Source organism: Micromonospora sp. Llam0, from assembly GCF_003751085.1.
Classification (GTDB): domain Bacteria; phylum Actinomycetota; class Actinomycetes; order Mycobacteriales; family Micromonosporaceae; genus Micromonospora_E.
On the sequence record NZ_RJJY01000001.1, the window covers coordinates 4,918,898 to 4,940,268 of the forward strand.

The window sequence follows — 21,371 nt, forward strand, 5'->3', positions numbered from 1 at the left end:
GCCGCCCTGGTCGTCACAGGGCGGCGGTCTCGGTGACCTGGTAGGACGCGCTGATCGAAAGGATCAAGAAGAGATCGACCTGGATCTTGACCGATCCGGAGTAGTCGCACTTGGTGGTGCCGGCGTCGTCGTACACCAGGCCTCTCAGCTCGGCCCGGATCTTGACCTTGACGACCTTGAGGTCCACCCCGGCTTCCAGCGCGACCAGTCCGCCGTACTTGGTCTTGCCGGCGATCGCGTCGTAGACCAGCACGAAGCCGATGCCCAGGAACGCGTACGCCTTGAACGGGCCGATCTGGCCCTGCACCCCGACGCCGGCGAACGCGACCAGTTCCAGCTTTTCGCTGGTGACCGTGCCGGAGATGAGGGCGATGGAGAAGGTGACGCTGCCGGAGACGATGACGAAGACCTTCGCGACGCCGACCGACAGCACCGGGATCTTGCCTTCGAGGGCGATCCCGAGGCTGGCCGACCCCTTGGCCTTGCCGTCGGTGAGGCTCACCCCGGCGCTGACCGCCACCGCCAGGCTCAGCTTGAAGTAGTCGCCGAGCGGCACGATGGTGTCCGGCAGGTCGAACTTCAGCTTCGTCTCGAACTTCAGCTCGTGCTTGGCGTTGGCCGCCGCCAGGTCGATCGGGCCCTGCACGCCCCGGTCGCCGACGAACGGCAGGTACTGCAGGATCTGCTCGATCTCGGCGAGCAGCAACGACCGCAGCTGGGCCACCTGCGGCCGCTGGTCGGTGCCGCCGACGATGTGCAGCTCGGACCCGGTCAGCTCGGCCAGGCCGGCCACGTCGGTCCAGACCCGCAGTCCGGCGAAGTCGGCCGACCAGCGGTCCTCGGTGACCTCCAGGCGCAGCGTCGCGGTGTCGTAGCGCAGCGCCGACCCGTGCCCGGGGGTGCCGCCCAGCTGCAGCGCGGTCGGCGGGTTGGTGAACGTCACCGGGGCGCTGAACGCCAACGCCCCTCCCGCCCCGACGTCCAGGTGCAGCGCGCCGGGCGCGGTCTCCAGGGTGTTCGGCGGCGGCGGGAACGCCCCTTTGGACATCGACCGGGCCAGGACGTCGGCCAGCGCGGGCCGGTGCCGCGACTCGATACGCGCAACGCCGGGTGCCGGCACCACCGGCCGGGGGAACAGGAACGCGTGGGTCGCGGTGGTCTGCACGAAGGCGTACTCGGTCGCCGGGTCGGTCGGGCGCAGCAGGTCGGCGGGGTCGGCGAACCGGTACTCCCCCGGTGTGCCGGCCAGCGGCGGCTCGCCGATCGGCAGCTCGTTGGCCGGGTAGCCGACCGGGTAGCGGCGGATCAGCGGCGTACCACGGGTGTCGGCGACGGCGGTCGCCTCGCCGCCGCCGGCCGGGGCGCCGACCGGGCGCACCACCATGGACCAGGAGCCGGTGCGGGGCAGCTGCGGGGTGCCGCGCACGGTCGCCACGAACACCGGGGTGCCGGCATCGTCGGCGAGGCCGACCTCGATCCGTTGGGCACGCATCGGCAGGCCGCTGCCGCCGACGTCGACGACGGTGTCGATCGGCCCGCCGACCGGCCCCTGCGCCTCGATCAGTGCCCGCAGCGCGGCTGGGGCGGCCGGTACACCGCTCGGCTCGACCTGCAGCCAGCCGAGCACCCCGGCCGCCGGTGTCGTCCCGGCGGCGCCGTCGAGGGCGAGGTCGGCGTCGAAGTGGTACGGCACCAGCCGCGCGCCACCGTGGCCGAACTCCGCGCCCGGCGCCGGCCGGATGTTGCGCACGTCGAACAGGCCCCGGAAGATCCCGGCGTCGAAGATGTACGGAGCGACGGTGATCGCCCCCGCGTCGCGGTAGCGGTAGTCGAACAGGCCGGGGGTGAACGGCTGCCAGCCGCTGTCGCGGCGGATCACCCCGCCGCCGGGGCGGCGTTCCACGGTGACCGAGCGGGTCACCCGGATGCCCCACGGGTGCAGCACGCTGTTGACCTTGACGACCTCCAGCGCGGTCCGGCCGATCATCACCCGGAACTGCACCTTGGCCGCCTCGGCGAACGCGGCGAACGGGTTGTTCCAGTCGCTGAAGTTGGAGCCGCCGTAGCCGGACAGGTCGATCCGGGTGACCGGCACCCGGGGGTCGGTGGCCATGTCGGTGTTGAAGACGGTCTCCACACTGCCGCTCGGGTCGGCGGTGGAGCCGAGCACCGACAGCCCGAGCGGGGCCCCGCTGGCCAGGTCCACCCCGTTGATCAGTTGCCGCATCCGGCCGGCGAAGGTGGCCGACACGCCGCCGTCGTCGGGCCGGCCGCCTTCGGCCTGCGCGGTGATCTGGATGCCGCCCCGGGTGTCACCGAACTCGGGGCGGGTCAGCCCGAGCAGGTCCGCCGGGCGCGGCCCGTCGTCGTACGGCTGGACCAGCACCGCCGCGATCAGGCCGAACGGGAACGTGGTGCGCACCCCGACCGGGGTGCCGTCGCCGAACGCGTCGAGGGTGCCGGCCACGGCGTCGGCGGGCGCCACCGGGACGAGCCGCTGGGACCGGGCACCGAGTGAGGTGGCGCCGCCGTCGGTGGCCGAGGCGAGCGGGGTGGGAAACCAGCCGAGGGTGATGATGTCCTGGTCGGTGTCGAGGGTGCGCACCGGTTCCCACTGCACCTGCGGCAGCGCCGTCACCCGCAGCGCGCCGACCTCGGCCCGGGTGGCCAGCCCGGCAACGGCGTACTCGGTGTCCGGGTGGTTCGGGCCGATGCCGAGCCCGACGCCGAGCAGGTCCTGGTTGGTGGAGACGTCCAGCAGCAGCAGGTTCGGCGGCCGGCCGACCACCTCGGACAGGTAGCCGTCGACCATCGAGGTGGACGTGGCGTCGGACCGGGCGGCGGCCTGGATCCGCTGGCCGCGCAGTTCCAGCTCCAGCCGACGGGCGGAGTCCCACTGCGCGTCGGTTTTCTTGTCCAGCCCGAGGCGGCCCTGTTCGACCTGGCTGAACCCGATGTCGGGTCCGGACGACTTCGGCGGCGGCTGCGGCGTGCCCGGTGACGCCGGACGGCCGGTGACCGCCACCGCCGGCCCGAGCTGGCCGTCGAACTCGACCCGCACGTCGGCCGGCGCGGTCCAGACGATCCGGCAGACCAGCGCCGCCGGTGGCGGTTCCCGGCCGATTCGGGGCCGGTCGAGGGCGCCGTTGGACACGTACGGGTCGGGCAGTGTCGGCGCCCAGGCGTGCAGTCCGAACGCCAGTTGGGCGGTGCCGTTGTCGACCAGTAGCGGGCCGTCGGCGGTCGGCCCGGCCGGCCCGGCGAGGGTGCCCTGGACGTAGACGAACGCCGGGACGGTGGTCCACAGCAGCGCATTGCGTAGCGCGAACTGGTGGTGACTGCGGGCGTCGGCCGGGACCGCCGCGCCGAGCAGCACGGTGATCTCGCCGTCGCGGCGGTGCAGCAGCAGGGTGCCGGCACCACCCGGGGTGGGCACCGGCTGCCCGGCGGTGGTCACCGGCCGGTCGACGGCCACCTCGCTGCGGCCGGTGACCATCAGGTGCTCACCCTCGACGGCGTGGCACCGGTGCAACACCCGCAACGGTACGTCGTAAATCTGCCGCCAGGGCAGCCGGTGCCCGCCGCCGCCGGCGATCGCCCATAACTGGATGTCATGGGCGACCGGCGGCGCCAGCGGGGTGACCGGGTCGGCGAGTACCGTCGCGGCGGACGCGCCGATCACCATCCACGCGCTGTCCAGCGGGTGTTCCCGCGGGTCCGGGGCGTACCAGCGGGCGGCCAGGCCGGTGACCCGCAGCAGCCAGGTCGCTGCGGTGGACGCCTCGCCGAGGAACGCCGGGTCGGTGACGACGACCACCGGCAGGCCGAGCCCGGCGTCGCGGACGGTGCCGGTGCCGCTGAAGCCGACCAACGGGTTGCCGGCCGGGTCGGCGCCGACCGGGGTGGCGTCCACCGTGGCCGGCTCGATGGTGTAGCCGAGCACCAGCGTCCAGAGCTGTTCGACGAACGTCCGGTCCCCGGTGGCCGGGCCGAACCGGAACTGCTGCCCCCAGGCCGTGGCCGCGCCGGGGTCGCCGACGATCTCGACCGCGCCGGACTTGAACCGGAAGGTCACCGACGCGGGCAGGGTGGTGGCGGTCCCGGCGCTGTGGCAGCCGCCGACACCGCCGGCCGGCGGCGGGTCGGGTGCCGGGTCGAGTCGCAGTACGGCGCTCAGCGGCGCGGGCACCTCGACGACGTCGCCGTGCACCGTCGTCGCGCTGCCCAGCGTCAGCGTCCCGCCGGTGACCAGTAGGCCGGCGTACGCGTCGGCGGGCAGACCGCCGAACAGGTCGCCGCGGATCCAGACGGTGCCGGCTTCGATGTCGACGACGGTGCCGGTACGTTGCACGGCCGGCGGCCGGGCCTGGGTGACCACGAACGCGGGTGCGGCGGCACCGGCCTCGCGGACCTGGAGCCGGCGGGCGGCGACGAACGTCTCGTACCAGACGTCGACCCCGCCGGGGGTGCGGAACGGGCCGACTCGGCGGTCCGGCGTCAGCCCGGTGCGGCTGTCGACGAACCGGCCGGCGAGGAGTTCCTCGCGTTCGTCACGGCGGTGCACCAGCCGAGCGTCGCGGGGCAGTTCGGCAGCGACACGCGCCGCGGCCGACGCGGCGAGACTGGTCAGTACGGTACGGACGGCGGGGAGATCTCCACGGACTGGCTCTGACACGCGCTCCTCCTCGGAGGCTGCTGCAGCCGGACTCGGACCGGTCTGCAGCGTGCGCCACGTCACACTCCGTGTTCAATCAGATCTTGGATAGTTACCGACCTTCGGAGGTCAGCGCTGACCGTCCGGATGAGCCCGGGGCCCGGCCGTCACCCTGTGGCGTCCCGGTCAGCGTCGTCGGCCGACCGGCCCTCGTCGACGTCGGCGGCGGGCGACCGACCTGCGGCCCAGCGGATCGCGCCGAGCAGGTGGGTGCGGAACGCCGGTTCGGCGTACGCCTCGACGGTGTGGCCGCCGCCGGTGTAGAAGGTGCGGCCGCCGGCGTACGTCCGGCACCAGGCGTGCGGGTGCGGCTGCCCCATCTGCCCGCCGGTGTAGCTGGTCTCGTCGAGCACCGCGAGGATCCGGGCGTCGGTCGGCCGGGTCTGGTAGTCGTACCACTCGTCGGTACGCGCCCAGCGGGTCGGCAGATGCGCGGTGGCCGGGTGGGTCCGGTCGACGACCTCGACGGTGGCCGGCTGCACCGGCGGGTGCTGGGCGAAGTACGCGCCGACAAGTTCGCCGTAGAACGGCCAGTTGTGCTCGGTGTCGGCGGCCGCGTGCACGCCGACGAATCCGCCGCCGTCGTTGATGTAGCCCTCGAACGCGGCCCGGCCGGCGTCGTCGAGCACGTCGCCGGTGGTGTTGAGGAAGACGACGGCGGCGTACCGGCTCAGGTCCTCCGGGGTGAAGACGGCCGGGTCCTCGGTGGCGTCGACGGCGAAGCCGTGCTCCGCGCCGAGTTCACCGACGGCCGCGACGCCGGCCGGGATGGAATCGTGCCGGAACCCGGTGGTGCGGCTGTAGACCAGCACCCGGTACCCGATCTCGGCGCTCGACTCGGTACTCGACTCGGTACAGCCGGTGGTCGCCAGCGTCACGATGCCGCCGAGCAGGCCGGCGCCGACCGCCCGTCGGGTGAGGCCGGCACCGGGCCGGACCGGCACGCCGGTCACCGGACCGGCTCCGCGACGGTGGTGGGCGGGTCAGCGGCGACCGGCCCGTCGACGTCGATGGGCCCACCGACATCGGCGGCGGCACCGGGGTCCGGTTGCGGCGGTAGACCACGGGTGGACAGGAACGCCTGCCACTCGGCGGTGATCCGCTCGACGTCCCGGCAGACCAGCCCGAAGAACTCGCCCATCAGCTGCAGCCGGTCCCCGGCGGGTGTGTCCGGCCCGAGTACGGCGGCGCCGTGGGTCGCCGCGTCCGCCCAGGTCCGGAAGACGTGCACCCGCAGCGACCAGGCCCGGTACCACAGGCCGTCGTCGACGGCGTACCGGTCGCGCCGCTGCCCCGGCTCGCGTCGCCGGCTGACGAAGCCGATCCGCTCCAGGAAGGCGATCGACTTCGAAATCGACGCCGGACTGACCCGCAGCCGGTCGACCAACTCGGCGGCGGTGAGTGAACCGCCGTCGCTGACGAAGAGGCTGACCAGCACCCGGGCGGTCATCCGGGGAAAGCCGGACTGGATCATCAGAGCGGCGAACTGCTGCTCGAAGGCCTGCACGGCGGCCGCGTCCCGGCCGTACCCGGTGCTCTGGTTGGCCGCTGGCCGGGTGACCGGTCCGGTACGGCGGGCCCGGTGCGCGGTGGCCCGGTGCGCGGCGGCGGCCCGGTAGCCGCCCGGCCCACCGTTGCGCCCCACCTCCCGGCTGATCGTGGAGGTCGGGCGGTCGAGCCGGCGGGCGATCTCGGCGTAGCCGGCACCGTCGGCGAGCGCCTGCTCGATGCGCTGCCGGTCCTGATAGGTCAACCGTCCGCCGGGCATCCGCCCTTCACCCTCCGCTGCATTCAGCCTCAATTCATTGCAACACATCCTGGCCGATCGTTGCGTTAACCGCAAGTGCCATTGCAACGCTGAACCCTTCTGTACGGGATCACGCCCGCTGGTGGCGGGCTTTTCATTGACCGTCGTGCGAACGCAACGTAGCTTTCTAGATATGGAAACAACGATCCAGGTCCGGGGCCTAACCAAGCGGTACGGCCGCAGCACCGCGCTGGACGGGCTCGACCTGACCGTGGCGGCCGGCGAGGTGCACGGCTTCCTCGGCCCCAACGGTGCCGGCAAGACCAGCACCATCCGGGTACTGCTCGGCCTGCTGCGGCCCGACGGCGGACAGGTGTCGCTGCTCGGTGGTGACCCGTGGCGGGACGCGGTCGCCCTGCACCGGCGCCTCGCGTACGTGCCGGGCGACGTCAGCCTCTGGCCGAACCTGACCGGCGGCGAGGTGATCGACCTGCTCGGTCGACTGCGCGGCGGCCTCGACCGGCGTCGCCGCGCCGACCTGCTGGAGCGCTTCGCGCTGGACCCGACGAAGAAGTGCCGCAGCTACTCCAAGGGCAACCGGCAGAAGGTGGCGCTGATCGCCGCCCTCGCCGCCGACGTGGAGCTGCTGCTGCTCGACGAGCCCACCTCCGGGCTGGACCCGCTGATGGAGGCGGTGTTCCACGACCGGGTCGCCGACGCCGCCCGGCAGGGCCGGACCGTCCTGCTGTCCAGCCACATCCTCGCCGAGGTCGAGGCGCTGTGCGAGCGGGTCACCATCGTCCGCGACGGACGGACCGTGGAAAGCGGCACCCTGGCCGAGCTTCGGCAGCTGACCCGTACCACCATCGTCGCCGACCTGCCCGAGGTGGCCGACCTGGCCGATTTGCCCGAGGTGGCCGACCTGGCCGACCTGGCCGGGGTGCACGGGCTCAGCGTCGACGGGACCCGGCTGCGCTGCGAGGTCGAGCCGGCCGCGCTGCCCGAGGTGCTGCGCCGGCTGGCCGAGGCCGGCGTACGCGGGCTGGTCAGCCAGCCGCCGACGCTGGAGGAACTGTTCCTGCGGCACTACCGCGGCACCGGAGCACGGCGGTGAACCCGCTGGCCGGCACCGGGCACCTGGTCCGGTTGATCCTGCGCCGCGACCGGCTGGTCATGCCGCTGTGGATCATCTGGCTGTCGGTGATGCCGGCGAACTTCGCGGCCGCCTTCCCCGCCCTCTACCCCACCGCCGCCGAACGGTCGGCGTTCGCGCAGACCAGCAACGCCAACGCCGCGCTGGTCGCGTTGTACGGCCCGGTGCACACCGCCGACCTCGGCGGCCTGGTCGCCTGGCGGATCAGCATCGTCACGGTCATCGTGGCGCTGATCAGCCTGCTCACCGTCGTCCGGCACACCCGTACCGAGGAGGAGGCCGGCCGGCGGGAGCTGCTCGGCGCCGCCCCGATCGGCCGGTACGCCGGCCCGACCGCCGTCCTCGTCGTCGTCTTCGCCGCCAACCTGCTGCTCGCCACGGCGGTCGCCGCCGGGCTGGCCGGCCAGGGGCTGCCGGTCGCCGGGTCGGTCGCGCTGGGCGCGCAGTTCACCGCGGCCGGCTGGCTGTTCGCCGCCGTCGGGGCGGTCGCCGCCCAGCTCGCCACCACCGCCGCAGCGGCCCGGGGAATCGCCGCCGTCGTGCTCGGCGCCGCCGTGACCGGCCGGGTCGTCGGCGACCTCAGCGCCCACACCGGCGGGCCGCTGGGCTGGCTGAGCGGGGGGTCGCCGTTCGGCTGGGTGATGCGGCTGCGTCCGTACGCCGACGACGCCTGGTGGGTGCTCGGACCGCTCGCCGCCGTGACCGCCGGGCTGGTCGCCGTCGCGGCCGGGCTGCACGGCCGCCGGGACCTGGGGTCCGGGCTGCTGGCGGCCGGCACCGGGCCGGCTACCGGCGGACCCCGGCTGGCCGGCCCGGTCGCGTTGTCCTGGCGGCTGCACCGGGGGTCGCTGGCCGGTTGGACGGCCGGGTTCGCCCTCACCGGTGCGCTGCTGGGCGGGGTGGCCGGCGGTGTCGGCGACATGCTGACCGACAATCCCACGCTGCGCGACCTGTTCGCCCGGCTCGGCGGGGCCGCCGGCCTGGTTGATCTGTTCCTGGCCGCGATGCTCGGCCTGTTCGCTGTCGGGGCCGCCGGGTACGCGATCGCCGCCGTGGGCCGGCTACGGGTCGAGGAGACCAGCGGTCGGGTCGAGCCGGTGCTCGCCGCACCGGTGTCCCGGTCCCGTTGGGCGGCAAGTCACCTGCTGTTCGCCCTGGTCGGCCCGGTCGTGCTGATGGCCGGTGCCGGGTCGACGATGGGCGCGGCGTACGGGTTGTCCGGCGGTGACGTCGGCCCGACGACGGTCCGGGTGCTGGTCGGTGCACTCGCGACGCTGCCGGCGGTGTGGCTGCTCGCGGCGGTCGCGCTCGCCCTGGTCGGGCTGGCGCCCCGGCTGGCGATGGCCGGGTGGGCGGTGCTGGCGGCGGCGGTGGGGCTCGACCTGTTCGGTGCGCTGCTGCAACTGCCGCAGCCGCTGCGCGATCTCTCCCCGTTCACGCATCTGCCGAGCCTGCCGGGCGGGCAGGTGTCGGCCGTACCGCTGGTCGTCCTGGCGCTGCTGGCCGCCGGCTCCGCCACCGCCGGAATGATCGGGCTGCGGCGGCGGGACCTGCCGGTCGGCTGACCGGCCGGAAAGGGCGCACCGGAGGTTGACCAGCGGCCCGGCGTGCCGGGTCAACCGGCGGCGGGCAGGTGGACGAGGAACCGGCAGCCGGGGCCGGCGTTGGCCACCTCGACCCGACCGCCGTGCGCTTCGACCAGGCCGCGCACGATCGCCAGGCCGAGCCCGCCGCCGGCCGGCGGCGGCTCGGGACGGCCCGGTCCGGCCCAGGCGGGCAGGTACGCCGGCCCGACCCGCGCCTGCGCTCGGGGCGGGCCGGCGGGAGCGGGGCTGCGCGCCGTTTCGCCCCGGAACGCCACGTCGAACACCCTCGGCAGGTCCGCCTCGGGGATGCCGCCGCAGGTGTCGTGCACCGCCAGCCAGGCGGCGGCGCCGTCGCGGCCCGCGCTGACCTGCACCACCCCGTCGTACGGGGTGAACCGGATCGCGTTGCGTAGCAGGTTGCCGATGATCCGGGCCAGTTCCGGCTCGCTGGCGGTGACCAACGGCCAGCCGCGTTCGGCGGCGACCAACCGGATGCCCCGCGCCCGGGCCAGTGGCTCGGCCGACGCAAGGGCGTCGGAGACCACCTCGGCGAGGGGCACCCGGCGCAGCGACAGCCGCAACGCGCCGGCGTTGATCCGGGACAGTTCGAACAGGTCGTCGACGAGTTGGGTCATCCGGTCGGTCTCGGCCCGGATCCGCCGATGGTAGTCGGCGACGGTGGCCCGGTCGGCGACGACGCCGTCCTCCAGCGCCTCGGCCATGGCCCGCAGCCCCGCCAACGGCGTCCGCAGGTCGTGCGACACCCAGGCGACCAGTTCCCGCCGGTTCGCCTCGGCCTGACGTTCCCGCTGACGCAGCTGGTCGGCCCAGACCGCCTGCCGGGCCAGCCGGGCACCCAGCCACCAGCCGACGGCCAAACTGACCGCTCCGGACGCGGCGAGCACCAGCAGCACCACGTCCCGGTCGTGGACGGACAGGAACATCGCCTGGGCCGCGCCGACGACGCCGGCGAGGACCGCCAGTACGGTGACGGTGAGCAGGACGGTCAGGTGCACGACGATGCTGTGCCGGCGCAGCATCCGCAGCGCGACCGCGCCCGGCACACCGATCAGCAGCGACGCGCCCAGCCCGATGGCGAGCACGGCGAGGACGTCGCCGGTGGGCAGGTCAGGCATTGCCGGCCGCCGGTTCGTAGCGGTAGCCGACGCCCCAGACGGTGACGATCCGCCGGGGTCGGGCCGGATCTCGCTCGACCTTCTCCCGTAGTCGTCGCACGTGAACGGTTACGGTGGACTGGTCACCGAAGTTCCAGCCCCACACCTGGGCGAGCAGTTCCTCCCGGCGGAACGCCTTCGCCGGGTGGCGGACCAGGTGCAGCAGCAGGTCGAACTCACGGGTGGTGAGCGCGAGCTCGGTGTCGCCGAGCCGGGCCGACCGCCGGCCGGTGTCCAGGGCGAGCTCGCCGTCGCGGACCACCGGAGGTTCACCGCCGACCGGTCCGGGGGGCGGCCCGGAGCGGCGGAGCACCGACTGCACCCGCAGCACCAGCTCCCGGGGCGAGAACGGCTTGGTGACGTAGTCGTCGGCACCGAGCTGCAGGCCGATCACCCGGTCGGCCTCCTCACCGAGTGCGGTCAGCATGATCACGGGTACGCCGCTGGCCTGCCGCTGCAGCCGGCGGCACACCTCCAGCCCGTCCAACCCGGGCAGCATCAGGTCCAGAACCACCAGGTCGGGCCGGCACTGGTCGACCGCAGCCAGCGCGGCGACCCCGTCGGCGGCCCGGGTGACCTGGTAGCCGGCCCGTTCCAGGTAACGGCGGACCACATCGGACACCGTGGGGTCGTCGTCGACGACGAGCACCCGTAGGGACGGTCCGCCGGTGGTGGGCGCGGCCATGGCTGTCAGGCGGCCAACTCGGCTGCCCCGAACGACACCGAGAAGCGTTTGCACCAGATGGACACGCTGGTCAGGCTGGTCAGGTCGACGTCGGCAGGAATCTCGTACACCTGGTCACCCCGGTTGCCCTTGAGCCGGTCCAGCTCGGCCCACTGCCCGTCGTCGAAGACGAACCAGCCGTCGCGGCCGTCCAGCACCGGCTGGTCGGAAAGCCAGACCCGCAGGTCCGGGCCGTTGGAGGTGGCGAAGTCGCGGAACACGAGCTGACGGCGGCCGTCGGCCAACTGGACGACCTCGGCGGTGCCGCTGGTCTCGTGCTCGTGGGTGACGAACTCGCCGGAGGCCAGCAGTTGGTTGCCGGCCGGTGACGGGCTGGCCGGTGCGGACCCGGAGGCGGTGGACCCGGGTGAGTCGGTCCCGGGCGCGGCGGGGTCCGGTGCCGGGGTGCCGGTCGCCGCGGTCTGCACCTGCGGCAGCGCCTCGTCGACCACGTCGTCGGTGAACAGTTTCCACGGCTGGAACCAGTAGCCGCCGAACGCGAGTCCGGCGGCTACGACGACGGCGAGCAGCCAGCTCAACGGGTTGGCAAGGAGTCGTTTCCACACGCGGATCAGCCTACGGCGGTAGCGCCCGGCCGACCGTAGTTGATCTCTTGCAAAAGTCTTACGGTCGGCGTACCGGCAGGTCAGCTGGTTGCGACGGCGTACGCGAGGAGCAGCAGCGCGACGGTGAGCTGCCCCGCGCCGAGCACGGTCAGGGTGTTGCCGACCGACCACTGTCCGGGGCGGCCGATCCCGGCGTGCAGGAAGAAGCCGCCGGACTGGCTGATCGTGCCGGCGGCCAGCAGCGCGCCGACCACCCAGGTGTACGGGTCGGACAGTCCGGCCCGGGCGGCGATGCTCAGCGCGGTCAGGGTCAGCACCAGCAGCACGCCGGCGTGGGCGTGGCCGGCCCGGAACAGCGACAGCTGGAAGTCGGTCAGTTTGCGGGCGGCGGCCAGCCGCATCAACGAGTAGCCGCCGAACATCACCGTCGGGACGCTGACCAGCGCGATCACGGTCAGCCATCGGTCCGCCGTACTCATCAGGGGTGCTCCTCGGGCTCGGCGCTGCACGCGGCCGTCATCTTGGCAATGACAAGATAACCGCTCCGGGTAACATCTTGTCAACGCCAAGATGATGGGAGACGCGATGCGGCAACAGCCGTACCACCACGGCGACCTGCGGCGAGCCCTGCTGACCGCCGCCACCGAGGCGATCGCCGAATCCGGGGCGGCGGCACTGAGCCTGCGCGACCTGGCCCGACGGGTGGGGGTCTCGCACGCCGCCCCGACACACCACTTCGGCGACAAGACCGGCCTGCTCACCGCGATCGCCACCGAGGGTCTCGACCTGCTGGCGACCCGACTGGAGGCCGCCGGCGACGACATCCTCGCCGCGGGCCGGGCGTACGTGCGGTTCGCCGCGACCCACCGGGCGCACTTCGAGGTGATGTTCCAACCGAGCCTGCTGCACTTCGACGCGCCAGAGCTGGCCGCCGCCCGACAACGAGCCGGCGGGGCGCTGCGGGCCAGCCTGGGCGACGCCCGGGTGCCGGCCGGCGACCGGGACAACGCCCGCCTGGCGGCCTGGTCGATCGTGCACGGCTTCGCGACCTTGTGGCTGTCCGGGGCGCTGCCGCACGAGCCGGACGACGACCCGGCGGCGCTCGCCGGCCCAGTGATCCGCCTACTCTTCGAGCCCGCGTCCGGACCCGCGAACTTGACAGACTGAGCACTTACCGTAAAGTTTGTCGCGACTGTCAAGTAGGCGACGGAGAAACGAGGGTTCAGCGTGGCTGAATGGTCGTTCGATGACATTCCCGACCAGACCGGCCGGGTCGCGGTGGTGACCGGGGCGAACACCGGCATCGGCTTCGATACCGCCCGGATGCTCGCCGCCAAGGGCGCGCACGTGGTGCTGACGTACCGGGACAAGGGCAAGGGCGAAGCGGCGCTGGACCGGATCCGGGCCGGCCAGCCGCCCGGTACGGTGACCGGGGCCGAGCTGGACCTGGCCGACCTCGACTCGGTCACCGCGTTCGCCGACGCCTACCGCGCCGCACACGACCGGCTCGACCTGCTGATCAACAACGCCGGCGTGATGGCACCGCCGCTGGAACGCACCCGGCAGGGCTTCGAACTGCAGATCGGCACCAACCATCTGGGACACTTCGCGCTCACCGGCGAGCTGCTGCCGCTGCTCGACGCGGCACCGGCGGCCCGGGTGGTGACCGTCTCCAGCCTGGCCCACTGGACCGGCGGCATCGACCTCGACGACCTCAACTGGCGGCAGCGTCGCTACCGGCCGTGGGCCGCGTACGGGCAGAGCAAACTCGCCAACCTGCTGTTCACCCTGGAACTGCAACGCCGGCTGACCGAGGCCGGGTCGACCGTGCGGGCCGTAGCCGCCCATCCCGGCCTGACCTCGACCGAGATCGGCCGCCACCAGGGCCGGTCCACCGGCGAGAACCGGTCGCGGATCGACCGGATGATCCGGATGCAGCCATCGGCCGGAGCGCTGCCCAGCTTGCGCGCCGCCACCGATCCGCAGGCCGTCGCCGGCAGCTACTGGGGGCCGGCCCGCCGGATCGGCACCTCCGGGCCACCCGCGTCGGCCCGCAGCTCTGCGCGGGCCAAGGACACCGTCATGGCCAGCCGACTGTGGTCCGAGAGCGAGCAGTTGACCGGGGTCAGCTACCCGTTCGCGACTCTGAGACGCGCGGAGGGCCCGGCGTGACCCCGGGCAGCGCGCGCCGCGACGCGATCGCCGACGCCGCCGTCGACGTATTCATCCGTTACGGGTTCAAAAAAACCTCGATGGACGACCTGGCCAAGGCGGCGAACATCTCACGTCAAGGGCTCTACCTGCACTTCAGGACCAAGGAGGCGCTGTTCGTCGCCGCCGTGGAGCGGCTGGTGGCCGCAGTGTGCACGGCCACCCAGGCCGCCTTCGACCGCACCGACCTCGACGCGCGGCAACGGCTCCTCGGCGCCTTTGAAGCCTGCCAGACGCCGGGGGTGGGGGCCGCCGTGCACGGCAACTTCGAAGAGTTGCTGAGCGCCGCCGCGACCTTGAACTGCCCGCTGGCCGGCCGGATCGAGAAAGGGCTGGTCGACGGGATCGAGCGGGTGCTGGTCGACAGCGGGGCGGCCGACCGGTGGCGCCCGGCCGGGCTCTCCGCCCGGGACCTGGCCGAGCATCTGCACGCGGCGTCGTTCGGCCTCAAACACAAGGTGTCGTCGATCGACGAATACCGCAACGGAATGCACACCGCCGTGACCATCGTCCTCGATGGTGACTCGACGCTGGAAGGGCAGTGACCGTGGCAGGGTGGACCTTTGACGACATCCCGGACCAGCGCGGCCGGACCGCGGTCGTCACCGGGGCGAACTCCGGCATCGGCTTCGAGACCGCCCGGATGCTCGCCGCCAGAGGTGCCCACGTGGTGCTCGCCTGCCGGGACGCCGGACGGGCCGACACCGCAGCCGACCGGATCCGCGCCGAACGGCCGGCCGGCACGGTGAGCTGCGCCCGGCTCGACCTGGCCGACCTCGACTCGGTGACCGAGTTCGCCGAGGCGTACCGCGCCGACCACGACCGGCTCGACCTGCTGATCAACAACGCCGGGGTGATGCTGACCCCGTTGCGGCGCACCCGGCAGGGCTTCGAGCTGCAGATCGGCACCAACCACCTGGGGCACTTCGCGCTCACCGGCCGGCTGCTGCCGCTGCTGCTGTCCGCTGGCACCGGTGCCCGGGTGGTCGCCGTCGCCAGCAATGCGCACCGCGCCGGCCGGATCGACCTCGCCGACCTGAACTGGCAACGGCGTCGTTACCGGCGGTGGGCCGCGTACGGGCAGAGCAAACTCGCCAACCTGCTGTTCACCCTGGAACTGCAACGCCGGCTGGCCGGGGCCGGGTCACCCGTACTGGCGACCGCCGCCCATCCCGGGTGGACCGCCACCGACCTGGCCCGGCACACCGGCGGTTTCGTCCCCGCCGTCAGCCGGCTGATCGCGATGACGCCGCACGACGGCGCGTTGCCGACGCTGCGCGCCGCCACCGACCCGGCAGTCGACGGTGGCAGCTACTGGGGTCCGGGCCGGCTGTTCGACATGGTCGGCCCGCCGGTCGCCGCGCGACGCAGCCCGGCGGCCGACGACGCCGCCACCGCTGGCCGGCTGTGGGCGGAGAGCGAAAAGCTGACCGGGGTCGAGTTCGTCGGGTTCCCAGCCGCCGGATAGGCATACCCGCTTTGCGGCCGGACGGTCGGGCAGCGCACGGCTGGTCCACTGGTCGGCGGTGGACGCCGCCTGCGAACCTGACCCCATGAGTCGTGAGGCGGTGGAGCAGCCGCCAATGGTCAGCAAGCCGCCAATGGTGGGCCGGCAGGCCGAGTTGCGGGCGGTCCGGGCCGCGCTGAGCGGCCCGCCGGCCCGCCGGCGCGGCGTACTGATCGCCGGATCGGCCGGTGTCGGCAAGACCCGGCTCTCCCAGGAGGTCGCAGCCGGTCTGGCCGTCGCCGGCTGGCGGCTGTTGCGGGCCCACACCTCGGGTTCAGGCACCGGCCTGCCCCTGGCCGCGCTCGCCGGCCTGATCCCACCGTTGACGTCGGCCACCCCGCTGTCGCCCGCCACACCGCCGCCGGCCGCGCCGCTGCAGGGTGCACTGGCCGGGCTCCGGGCAGCGGTCGGCGGAACCCGCAGTGTCCTGGTCATCGACGACGCGCACCTGCTCGACGAGGTCTCCGCCGCGGTCGTGCATCAACTGGTGGCCGACGGTACGGTGCCGGTGCTGGTCGCGGTACGCACCGACGAGCCCGTGCCGGAGGCGGTGACAGCACTGTGGAAGGACGCGGGCGTACACCGAATCGATCTCGCGCCGCTGAGCCCGCCGCAGACCGAGGCTCTGGTGGTGGCCTTGCTGGGCGGGCCGGTGGAAGGCCGGACGCTGCGCAGGCTCAGGGACGCGGCCGCCGGCAATCCACTGCTGTTGCGTGAGTTGATCGCCTCGGCCCGGGAGGCCGGGCTGATCGACCGTCCGGCCGGCATCTGGCGGCTGGCCGGGCCCCTGGACGCCGCCCCACGCCTCACCGAGCTGCTGGGCAACCGGCTGACGGCCGCCGACCCGGCCGAACGTGACGCCCTGGAACTACTCGCCCTCGGTCAGCACCTGCCGCTGCCGGCTGCTGTCGCCGCAGCCGGGTCGGCGACGCTGGAAGCGCTGGAGCGGCGTGGCCTGGTCACCGTCGTCACCGTAGATGGGCAACAGGCCATCCAGCTCAGCCACCCGCTGTACGCCGAGATGCTGCGGGCGGGCACGCCGGAGCTGGCCCGGCTGCGGCACAGCCGCCGACTCGCCGACACGCTCGAAGCTGCCGGGCAATTGCGTGGCGCAGACGTCATGCGGGTGGCGTTGTGGCGTCTCGACGGCGGCGGTGACATCGACGTCGGCTTGATGTTGGCCGCCGCGCGGGAGGCGGCGTACCTGCGGGAGTACGAGCTGGCCGCGCGACTCGGGCAACGGGCGTACGAGGTCGGCGGTGCGGTGGCCGCCGGGCTGGCGGCGGTACGCGCGTTGTTTCAGCTGGGCCGGCTCGACGAGGCGGTACGCCGCTGCGCCGAACTGAGCAGGTCGGCGGCCACCGGGCCGGGGCACGGCGACGCCGAACGAACTCAGATCGCCATCCAACTGGCGGTGATCCTGGTGCACGGTGCCGACGACGTGGCGGCCGGGCGCGCCGCTCTGGAAGCCGTCGCGGCGACGGAACCGGGCTGTCGGGAGCAGCTCGACGCGGTCCGGCTGTACCTGCGGGCGTACCAGCTCGACTGCTCCGTCGTAGCGCCGGCGCTGGCGTTGTTCCACACCGCCGGGTCGGTCGATCTGCGGTTGGCCGCGGCCGGCGCGGCCAGCTGCGGGCTGCTGCTCGCCGGGCGGTTCGCCGAAGCCGAGAAGCTGCTGGCGGATGTGGTCCCGGTGGCGCACCGGCACATCGGACCCGGCCAGGTGCAGTCGGACGGCTTCCCGGCGGCCGTGGCGTCGCTGCTGGTCGATCTGCCGGACGTGGCGGGCGCGCTGGCCGCCGCCGAGTCGACGTACCAGGCCAGTCTGCAACCGCCGGACCGGGTCGGACAGGCGCTCGCCGCGTTCTTTCTCGCCAAGATCGCGCTGCTGCGGGGCCGGCCGACAATCGCGCTTCGCTGGGCCAACGAGGCGTACCTGATCGCCGACGACGTCCAGTTGCGCGGGGTACGCCGGTGGGCGGCCGGGCTGCGGCTGCAGTCCGCCGCCCAGCTCGGCGACCTGACCACCGCCGGGCAGGCGGCCGCCGACCTGGACCGGCATCCCGGCGGGCCGCACGCGGTACGACTGTTCGACATCGAGGTCGCCCGAGGTCGGGCCTGGCTGGCAACGCTGACCGGAGACACCGACCACGGGCTGCGCCTGCTGGAGCAGGAAGTGGTCCGGCACGGGACGACCGGGGCCGTCGGAGCCGGTACCCTCGGGGTCCTGGACCTGATCCGGCTGGGCGGCGCCACCGTCGCCGTCCGGCTCCTCACCGACCATTCGCCACCGGCCGGGTGGGCCCTGGGGCGGGTCGTGGTCGACTACGCCACCGCAGCCGCCGACCGGGACGCCGTGGGTCTGTTGCGGGTCGCGCGGGACTTTTCCGGGTACGGCATGCCACTGCACGCGGCGGAGGCGGCGACGCTCGCGACGGCCGCCACCACGTCCGGTGCCGGGGACGGGCGGGCGGCGGCCACGGCCCGCCTGCTCGCCGACCGGGAGCTGGCCCGGTGCGAACAGCCGACGACGCCGGCCCTACGGCGGGGTCGTCGACCGACCGCCGGGCTGACCGGCCGGGAGCGGGAGGTGGCGCTCGCGGCCGCCGAGGGCGAGTCCACCAGGGAGATCGCCGCCCGGCTGCACCTGTCGGCCAGGACCGTGGAGAACCACCTGCACCGTGCGTACACCAAGCTGGGCGTCACCGGTCGGGCCGAGTTGCGGGCGGCGTTGATCTCGCGCTGAACCGGCGCACCGGATGCCCGTGCCGGGTACCACGCTGAGTGTCCCGCGCGCCGAAATTGAGTAGGCCACCGCTCACGCCGGATCGGTCTGTGTCGTGCTGGACTATGCCCGCTCTGCTCGATCAACATCGCCGCCCTGGCTGCCGTCGTGGCCGCTGTCTCGGTGGCTCTCTGGAAGAGGTAGTCCTGCCATGCGTGTACGCCAGCTGATCCGCCGGCTGACCGGCGTCGCGGGTGCCATCTCAGTGGCCGCCGCCGGGCTCGTGCTCGGGGTCGGCGCACCGGCAGCGGCCGCCCCACCGACCCTGGCGGTGGAGATGCTCTGCGGCGCGCTGGACGTACGGTGGACCTCCGACTCGCTGGACGACAGCGTGGAGCCGGTCGGCACCGTGGTGCTGCGCAACGACGTCGTGGTGGAGGAGTTCACCATGGCCGGCAGCGGATTCCGCCGGTACGGTGCGGCCGACGGCGACCTGTTCGTGATCCGGCGCGCGGGCGAACGGGACACCCCGCCGGTGCCGTTCCGGGCACCGGACGGCTGCACCGGCACCCCGGTCCTCGAGGTGAGTGCCGACAACGGCTGCACCGGGCTGGAGTTGACGCTGACCAACCGGGGCACCGCGGCCGTCGACGGTCTGCTGCTGGTCACGGCCGACACGTTCCCGGCCGGGGAGACACTGGCGCCGGTCCCGCCCGGCACCACCGAGCTTGCTTTCGCGCTGCCCGACGGCACCGCGTACCAGTTGATCACCGGGCCGTTCGCCCTCGACGCCCCGACCTGGATGACCGGAACTTACGCCCCACCGGCGGATTGTGAAGCGCCGAGCCCGACCCCGACGCCCGGGGCGACCATGCCGGGCATGCCGACCGTGGCTGCGACGCCGGGCGGCGGCGGGAGCGCGGGCGGCGAACTGCCGGTGACCGGGGCGGCCGGTGTCGCGTACGCGGTCGGCGGCATCGTCTTGGTCGCCGCCGGCCTGGCCCTGCTCGCCGGGGTACGTCGGCGGCGCATCCGGTTCGTCAGTGGAGGTGACCGATGACTCCGACGGCTTTGAACCGCGTGTCCGGTGCCGGTCTGCTCGTGGCCATGCTCGCGGCGTGCGGCGGCGACCCGGCCGGCCCGGGAGCCGGTGGGGCGGGCGGGCCGGCCGGCCGTGACGCACCGCCGGCGGCAACCAGCCCTGCCGGGGACGCGACGCCCGGCGCGGGCACCGCAGCCGACGGCCCCGACTTCAGCGAACCGTGTGCCCTGCTGACCCGCCCGGAGCTGGCCACCGTCTTCGACGAGGTCCCGGAGCCGACCGGCACCGGTTACGGGGTGGGCTTCGGCGAATGCGTGTGGCAGGACCCGGCCGGGCAGCTCGTCCGGTTGAGTGTGGTGCCGCCGGAGAACCTGCAGGCCGACTACATCGACCAGCTCACCGCCCGCGACGGCGTGACCGGGCTGGGTGCCGGCTCGGTGACCTTCTTGGGAACGGTCGGTATCGGTGTAGCCAAGCGCGGCGGCGTCACGGCCGCGTTCACCGCCGCCGACACCGGGCTGCTGCTCGCGGTGAAGACCGGCGACGGTACGGACGAGACCGCTGATCTGATCCATGTGACGCTACTCGGGCAGCGCATCCTGTCCCGCAGTCGCTGACCGGCTGTCGGTGCGGGTGGAGGCGCAGGTCGCCTGGCTGAGCGCGGTGACAGTCTGGATGACCGTCGGGTCGGTGGCCCGCGCCTCCGGGCGCGCCGGTGTGCCCTTCGGGCCGAGCACCGTACCGCTGGGCAAGCCGCCGGTGGCGGCGGCGATGGAGCTGCGGGCGGCGTCGGTCGCGCTGGTCCGGAACAGGTTGAGGTAGATCAGCGGGAAGGCCAGCCGGGCTGGCATCGGGAACAGGTCCGCACGCATCGACCGGCCCATCCCGGTGGCGCTGGCCCCCGGGTCGGCGGCGAGCACCGTGACGCCGGTGCCGGCGAGTCGGTCGGCCAGACCCATCGTGTACGCGAGGTTGGCCAGCTTGGCCCGCCCGTACGCGGGAAAGCCGTAGTAGCGCCCGGCCACCTCGACTCGGTCCAGCGGGGTGCGGTCGGCGAGCCGGATCGCGCCCGAGGTGAGGTTGACGATCCGCCCCCGGCCGGCGGCGACCATGTCGTCCACCAGCAGCTCGGTGAGCAGATAGCCGGAGAGGTGGCTCATGGCGAAGGTCGCCTCGATGCCGTCGACGGTGTGCGTGTGCCGCCGGTAGACCCCGCCGACGTTGTTGACCAGCAGGTCGAGCGGGCCGGCGGCACGGGTGTCGTCGGCCAGGGCACGGACGGCGGACAGTGCGGAGAGGTCGGCCCGGATGAACCGGGCGGGAGCCGGACCGGCGGCGCTCACCTGGTCGCGGGCGGCTTCGCCCCGCTGCTGGTCGCGCCCGACGATGGTGACGGCGTAGCCGTGGCCGGCCAGGGCACGGGCGGTGGCCAGGCCGATCCCGCCGGTGCCACCGGTGACCAGGGCCCGCTTCGTTGACTCAGTCATGACTAAAAAAATAGTACTAGCTACTGAGCTTTAACAAGTGTGCCGCTGGATACAGTGGCGACGTGCAGGTCGAGCAGGGCGTACTGCTGGCCGCCGTGGGTCGGCTGCGGGGGCGCTGGACGCTGCACATCGTGCACGCGCTGCTCGACGGACCGGCCGGCTTCAACGACCTGCGCCGGGCGGTCCCGGCGGTCGGGCCGAGCACTCTCGCCCGCCGGCTCGGCGAGCTGGAGGCGGCCGGCGTTGTCAGCCGTACGGTGATCGACACCACCCCACCGGGCACCCGCTACGCGTTGACGTCGGCCGGCACCGGACTGCGCCCGGTGCTCGCCGAAATGGCGGCCTGGGCCGGCGACACCGCCGATCCCGACACCCGCCACCACCAGCTCGACGACCTGCTGGCGTTGATGCAGGAACGCTGGATGCTGGAGCTGCACTGCGCACTGCTGGTCGGGCCGCGCCGCTTCACCGACCTGGCCCGCGACACCGGCGTCAACCAGGTCACCCTCACCCAGCGCCTCGCCGACCTGGAGCAGCGCGGGCTGATCCAGCGGCTCGCCGACGGCAGCTACGCCTTCAGCGCCGCGGGCGAGGGCTTCCACCGGGTCGGCGAAGCCCTCGCCCGCTGGGCGGCAGCCACCACGGGCACCGCCGCCGACCAGCGGGTCAGGGCGCCAGGCCCCGGAAGTTGACCATCAGCTGGGTGGGACCCTGCCGGGACCAGTCGAAGACGT

General features: G+C 73.5%; 18 protein-coding genes. 10 read left to right on the forward strand and 8 right to left on the reverse strand.

Annotation, left to right across the window (positions count from 1 at the left end; genetic code table 11):
• Positions 1-13: 13 nt before the first annotated feature.
• From EDC02_RS21405 to EDC02_RS42840, 3 genes are all read right to left on the reverse strand, one after another.
• Entirely contained in the window at positions 14-4,675 is a 4,662-nt protein-coding gene (locus EDC02_RS21405) for a hypothetical protein (protein ID WP_148083539.1), read from the reverse strand.
• Between the two features lie 146 nt (positions 4,676-4,821).
• Positions 4,822-5,667 (reverse strand): ThuA domain-containing protein, encoded by an 846-nt coding sequence (locus EDC02_RS21410; RefSeq protein ID WP_370461479.1) that lies wholly within the window; start codon positions 5,665-5,667, stop codon positions 4,822-4,824.
• Complete coding sequence (locus EDC02_RS42840; protein ID WP_370461480.1) at positions 5,664-6,482, reverse strand: helix-turn-helix domain-containing protein; 819 nt, start codon at positions 6,480-6,482, stop codon at positions 5,664-5,666. Before EDC02_RS42840 ends, EDC02_RS21410 begins: the two co-directional genes overlap by 4 nt.
• A 172-nt stretch (positions 6,483-6,654) precedes the next feature.
• Here EDC02_RS42840 and EDC02_RS21420 point away from each other — a divergent pair, with 172 nt between their 5' ends.
• Positions 6,655-7,575 (forward strand): ABC transporter ATP-binding protein, encoded by a 921-nt coding sequence (locus EDC02_RS21420; RefSeq protein WP_123603501.1) that lies wholly within the window; start codon positions 6,655-6,657, stop codon positions 7,573-7,575.
• Positions 7,572-9,179 (forward strand): ABC transporter permease, encoded by a 1,608-nt coding sequence (locus EDC02_RS21425; RefSeq protein WP_123603502.1) that lies wholly within the window; start codon positions 7,572-7,574, stop codon positions 9,177-9,179. Before EDC02_RS21420 ends, EDC02_RS21425 begins: the two co-directional genes overlap by 4 nt.
• Before the next feature lie 50 nt (positions 9,180-9,229).
• Here EDC02_RS21425 and EDC02_RS21430 read toward each other — a convergent pair whose 3' ends face one another.
• The 4 genes from EDC02_RS21430 to EDC02_RS21445 all read right to left on the reverse strand — a co-directional run bounded on the left by EDC02_RS21430 (position 9,230) and on the right by EDC02_RS21445 (position 12,144).
• Positions 9,230-10,336, reverse strand: coding sequence for a cell wall metabolism sensor histidine kinase WalK (locus EDC02_RS21430; RefSeq protein WP_123603503.1), 1,107 nt, complete (start codon positions 10,334-10,336; stop codon positions 9,230-9,232).
• Positions 10,329-11,060, reverse strand: a complete 732-nt coding sequence (locus EDC02_RS21435) for a response regulator transcription factor (protein WP_123603504.1) — start codon at positions 11,058-11,060, stop codon at positions 10,329-10,331. The genes EDC02_RS21430 and EDC02_RS21435 overlap by 8 nt, the downstream gene beginning before the upstream one ends.
• 5 nt (positions 11,061-11,065) lie before the next feature.
• Positions 11,066-11,665, reverse strand: a complete 600-nt coding sequence (locus EDC02_RS21440) for a DM13 domain-containing protein (protein WP_123603505.1) — start codon at positions 11,663-11,665, stop codon at positions 11,066-11,068.
• 80 nt (positions 11,666-11,745) lie between these two features.
• A complete protein-coding gene (locus EDC02_RS21445; RefSeq protein ID WP_123603506.1) occupies positions 11,746-12,144 on the reverse strand; it encodes a hypothetical protein in 399 nt (132 codons plus the stop codon).
• Positions 12,145-12,250: 106 nt separating this feature from the next.
• Between EDC02_RS21445 and EDC02_RS21450 the strand changes: the two genes are divergently transcribed.
• The 7 genes from EDC02_RS21450 (at position 12,251) to EDC02_RS21480 (ending at position 19,767) form a co-directional block, all read left to right on the forward strand.
• Positions 12,251-12,832 carry a TetR/AcrR family transcriptional regulator gene (locus EDC02_RS21450; protein WP_123603507.1) on the forward strand — a complete coding sequence of 194 codons (582 nt, stop codon included), beginning with the start codon at positions 12,251-12,253 and terminating at the stop codon, positions 12,830-12,832.
• A 60-nt stretch (positions 12,833-12,892) separates the two neighbouring features.
• Complete coding sequence (locus EDC02_RS21455; protein ID WP_123603508.1) at positions 12,893-13,837, forward strand: oxidoreductase; 945 nt, start codon at positions 12,893-12,895, stop codon at positions 13,835-13,837.
• Positions 13,834-14,421 (forward strand): TetR/AcrR family transcriptional regulator, encoded by a 588-nt coding sequence (locus tag EDC02_RS21460; RefSeq protein ID WP_158632260.1) that lies wholly within the window; start codon positions 13,834-13,836, stop codon positions 14,419-14,421. Before EDC02_RS21455 ends, EDC02_RS21460 begins: the two co-directional genes overlap by 4 nt.
• Positions 14,422-14,423: 2 nt before the next feature.
• Entirely contained in the window at positions 14,424-15,344 is a 921-nt protein-coding gene (locus EDC02_RS21465; protein ID WP_123605015.1) for an oxidoreductase, read from the forward strand.
• Positions 15,345-15,429: 85 nt separating this feature from the next.
• Positions 15,430-18,129, forward strand: a complete 2,700-nt coding sequence (locus EDC02_RS21470; protein ID WP_123603510.1) for a LuxR C-terminal-related transcriptional regulator — start codon at positions 15,430-15,432, stop codon at positions 18,127-18,129.
• 190 nt (positions 18,130-18,319) lie between these two features.
• On the forward strand, positions 18,320-19,168 hold the full coding sequence (locus EDC02_RS21475; RefSeq protein WP_123603511.1) for an LPXTG cell wall anchor domain-containing protein: 849 nt from the start codon (positions 18,320-18,322) through the stop codon (positions 19,166-19,168).
• Positions 19,165-19,767: a hypothetical protein gene (locus tag EDC02_RS21480; protein WP_148083540.1), complete on the forward strand. Its 603-nt coding sequence runs from the start codon at positions 19,165-19,167 to the stop codon at positions 19,765-19,767. The genes EDC02_RS21475 and EDC02_RS21480 overlap by 4 nt, the downstream gene beginning before the upstream one ends.
• Here EDC02_RS21480 and EDC02_RS21485 read toward each other — a convergent pair.
• Positions 19,732-20,637: an SDR family NAD(P)-dependent oxidoreductase gene (locus EDC02_RS21485; RefSeq protein ID WP_123603513.1), complete on the reverse strand. Its 906-nt coding sequence runs from the start codon at positions 20,635-20,637 to the stop codon at positions 19,732-19,734. The two genes, EDC02_RS21480 and EDC02_RS21485, sit on opposite strands and share 36 nt — an antisense overlap.
• Positions 20,638-20,699: 62 nt before the next feature.
• On the opposite strand from EDC02_RS21485, the gene EDC02_RS40330 reads away from it, so the two are divergent.
• Complete coding sequence (locus EDC02_RS40330; RefSeq protein WP_158632261.1) at positions 20,700-21,329, forward strand: helix-turn-helix domain-containing protein; 630 nt, start codon at positions 20,700-20,702, stop codon at positions 21,327-21,329.
• Positions 21,330-21,371 lie beyond the last annotated feature (42 nt).